Origin of the sequence: Thermocladium sp. ECH_B (assembly GCA_001516585.1) — an archaeon.
Taxonomy (GTDB): Archaea; Thermoproteota; Thermoprotei; order Thermoproteales; family Thermocladiaceae; genus Thermocladium.
Genome location: LOBW01000118.1, coordinates 1 through 3,103, shown reverse-complemented (window position 1 = coordinate 3,103; position 3,103 = coordinate 1). Strand labels below are relative to the sequence as shown.

Below are 3,103 nucleotides of genomic sequence, written 5' to 3'. Positions count from 1 at the left end.
GGGGCATATGCGAAATATTTTGCGAACGAATTGATTGTTCCTTCAATTATCGAGTCCGGTAGGGATACCTTAAATGATGCGAATAGGAGCTCATAATACACATCCACAAATNCACGACCAGCCAAGAGCCAGGGGATAAACGCCAACAAAAATAAGACCAAAGATATAGTGAGCGTGTGTGAGGCAATTTTGTGTGAGAGGAAGTCCGTAGATATCGATAGACCACAGCCAATAATCGCTAAGGCAATCGCTGCCCACGATAAAGCCTTAGCCGTATTAGGCAATTTACTTATCTTCGCTAAATCCATATTCGCCATAGAATCCACAATAAAGACCTAAACAACACAAAAATATATCGCTAACTCAGCCTAAACCTTTACCAGTCATGTGTGATGATAACGCCGTAGTTTGTCCTTACTCGTTAGGTTCAGCACCTTAGCTACCTCGTTAATGAGTGTGTCTGATCCGTCCAGACCAATCATTAGTGGTATGTTCTAGGGATGTTTGTGTCTGTTGTCGCGATGTTGAGTTCACGTTCTATTTTAAAATAAATGATACAAATATTAATTGGAATTTTCGAATCTAACTGGAATGAGTTCTTGGTTCGTTTATAGGGATCCGTTTGTGGGTTTTGAGGATTTGGGTAGGGTTATTGAGTGGGTTCGTGGGCAGAGGGAGCCGCCGTACTTGTGTGTCTTTCCTGGCAATGCTGAGCATTGGTTTTGGTCCTTGNTGTATTCGTTGTATGGTGAGGTTGGTTATGCCCTTTGGGGTAATAGGGCGAGTGGCCCGGTTAGTACTAAGGGGTTTAGTGGTGTTGGTTTTCCGTTTAGGAGCCTTGTTGATCGTTATGTTAATGCCCTATTCAGGAGTAGGGCTGAGGATGGTGGTAGTGCTTTGGTGTTGAAGGGGATTGATGAGGCTAGGCCTGTCTTTAAGACGCAAGAGAGGGGAGTAGCCAATCACCGCCACTACTATTGTGCCTGCCTCTTAATGCAATGAGCAACCCCACGGTTCCTGTTACCCTTCGTCTCGCACTGGTAGTCCCTTTGCAACGTTCTTAGTAGTGCATTCACAGGTTTGTTGACGGCGTATGGGTNGTATTCGAAGATTAACTCCTTGAATAGCTTAACGTGTTCGTAGTCGTTTAGTATTACGTCGAATTCGCAGCCTTGGCAATCCATCTTGAGGACAGCCTCACCGCCACTGATGCTGAATCTGCTCGCTAATTCGCCTAACGTTACGGCTGGGATACCACTGTTACAATTACCTGGCCTGTGGTATGAACTACTGTGGCATCTAAATCAACATTATTAATGCATATTTTTCCTGGTTTGCTTGCTAAGCCAGCATTAATTGGTGTAATTATGTCCTCTAGGTTGTTTAGCCTAATGTTATCAAGCATCTCGGCAAAGGCACCAGGATGAGGCTCAATGGCTATTACCTTCCTTGCACCTTTTAAGGCGAAGTAAATGGCCGAGTCCCCTATGTAGGCCCCAACATCAACAACCCTATCCCTAATGTTTAACAACTACCATTTTGCGTGAATATCGCGGCTGAGTGGTGGTACTTACCCCTATTAATCCAGTCAATAACCTCATCAAGGTTACTAGCCCTAATTAGGTTCGCAACGGGCCCAAAGACCTCCTCACTAACAATATCCATGTCAGGACCAACATTCTCGAGCATTGTTGGGCCTAGGTAGAAGCCCCTTGGGTAGTCGGGGACCTTGTAACCCCTACCATCTAGGACAACCTTAGCACCGGCATTGATTGCACTCTCAACCTTCCTAACCACATTCTGCCTATACTGCTCAGTGGTCATTGGCCCCATCTCAACAGACTCATCAAGGCCATAACCGGCCCTCAAAGCCTTGGCCCTCTCAATAAAGGCGCCCCTGAACTTGTTGTAGAAGTTGTCATCACCAACAACCACAATGTTTTGAATAGCCAAACACCTCTGCCCGGCATTGTCATACTTCGAGTGAATGAGCGTCTCAACAGTTCTCTCGAGGCTTGCGTCAGGCATGACTACCGCGTAATTGGTAGCGCTACCACCACCAAGGAACCTCTTACCAGCCCTTGCCGATGCCTCATAGAGCCTTTGTGCTATTGTGGAGGTTCCCACGAATGCGGTGCCCTCAACAAGTTTATGCGTTACCAGGTACTCAACAACGGAGTTGTCAATGTGTACGAGGTTTAGAACACCTGGTGGTAGCACCTCGGCCATTAACTCCATGATGTAGGTCATGGGTATCGGCGTTACTGGGCTAACCTTAACGACGACTGTATCCCCAAGGGCTATTGCATATGGTATGAACCAGAAGGGTATCATGACGGGGAAGTTGTAGGGTGTTATTATCGAGAAGACACCCAGTGGTTCCCTCATCATCACCTCATCAATGTCCTTGGCAATCTCACGCTGATACTCGCCCTTGGACAGTGTGAGCAGTGCCGATATTGAGGCCTCAATATTCTCAATAGTCCTCCTCAAATCACCCCTAGAATCACTTATTGACTTACCATGATTCTGGGTATTAACCCTAGCAATATCCTCTTTATGCTTCTCAAGAACTCACTTAATCCTAAACAGGTACTGAAGCCTATCAGGAACAGAGGTCCTGCTCCAGGTCTTGAACGCCTCATAGGTACCCTCAACAGCCTCATCGACATTCTCCCTACCACCAAGTGGAACCTCGCCAATAACCTCGCCAAGACCAGGATCAAAGAGTTGACCAAAACCAAGAGGATGACCCTCAACCCACCTACCATCAACAAAACTCCTCAACCTACCCCAAAACCTCCTAGGAGCCTCAAGAACAGGCATACAGAAATAAAAAACAATTCTTTTTAAGGATTACCCTAAATTGCCCTAAACTTATTCAGGTAACTCTTTACCCTTAGTCTCTTCAAGCATTAAGAAACATATTATTCATAGAGTGCTATTGCGAGCGCCTGTCCCCACCATCTTGCTATGTATTGTGTGCCGACTAATGCCGTTATTATTAGTGGTGAGGGTCCCCGGCTACAGCGGTTAGGTGATACGCAGTACCCGTTGCCGTGTACCTATACGTTGGGAATAACTCAGCCCAGTAAGCTGTTTC

General features: G+C 46.2%; 4 protein-coding genes and 1 pseudogene. 1 reads left to right on the top strand and 4 read right to left on the bottom strand.

Annotated elements, in window-relative coordinates; translation table 11 throughout:
• Positions 1–317, bottom strand: a pseudogene (locus AT710_09495).
• A 274-nt stretch (positions 318–591) separates the two neighbouring features.
• Between AT710_09495 and AT710_09490 the strand changes: the two are divergent.
• Positions 592–1,002, top strand: coding sequence for a hypothetical protein (locus AT710_09490; GenBank protein KUO90109.1), 411 nt, complete (start codon positions 592–594; stop codon positions 1,000–1,002).
• A 238-nt stretch (positions 1,003–1,240) separates the two neighbouring features.
• On the opposite strand, the gene AT710_09485 is transcribed toward AT710_09490, so the two are convergent.
• The 3 genes from AT710_09485 to AT710_09475 form a co-directional block, all read right to left on the bottom strand.
• Positions 1,241–1,531, bottom strand: coding sequence for a hypothetical protein (locus tag AT710_09485; GenBank protein ID KUO90108.1), 291 nt, complete (start codon positions 1,529–1,531; stop codon positions 1,241–1,243).
• Positions 1,525–2,493 (bottom strand): hypothetical protein, encoded by a 969-nt coding sequence (locus AT710_09480; GenBank protein ID KUO90107.1) that lies wholly within the window; start codon positions 2,491–2,493, stop codon positions 1,525–1,527. The genes AT710_09485 and AT710_09480 overlap by 7 nt, the downstream gene beginning before the upstream one ends.
• Positions 2,494–2,574: 81 nt before the next feature.
• On the bottom strand, positions 2,575–2,826 hold the full coding sequence (locus tag AT710_09475) for a hypothetical protein (protein KUO90106.1): 252 nt from the start codon (positions 2,824–2,826) through the stop codon (positions 2,575–2,577).
• Between the last annotated feature and the right edge of the window lie 277 nt (positions 2,827–3,103).

Coding starts and splice junctions, on each gene's coding strand:
- AT710_09475 (KUO90106.1), bottom strand. CDS start 2,826: ATGCCTGTTCTTGAGGCTCCTAGGAGGTTTTGGGGTAGGTTGAGGAGT.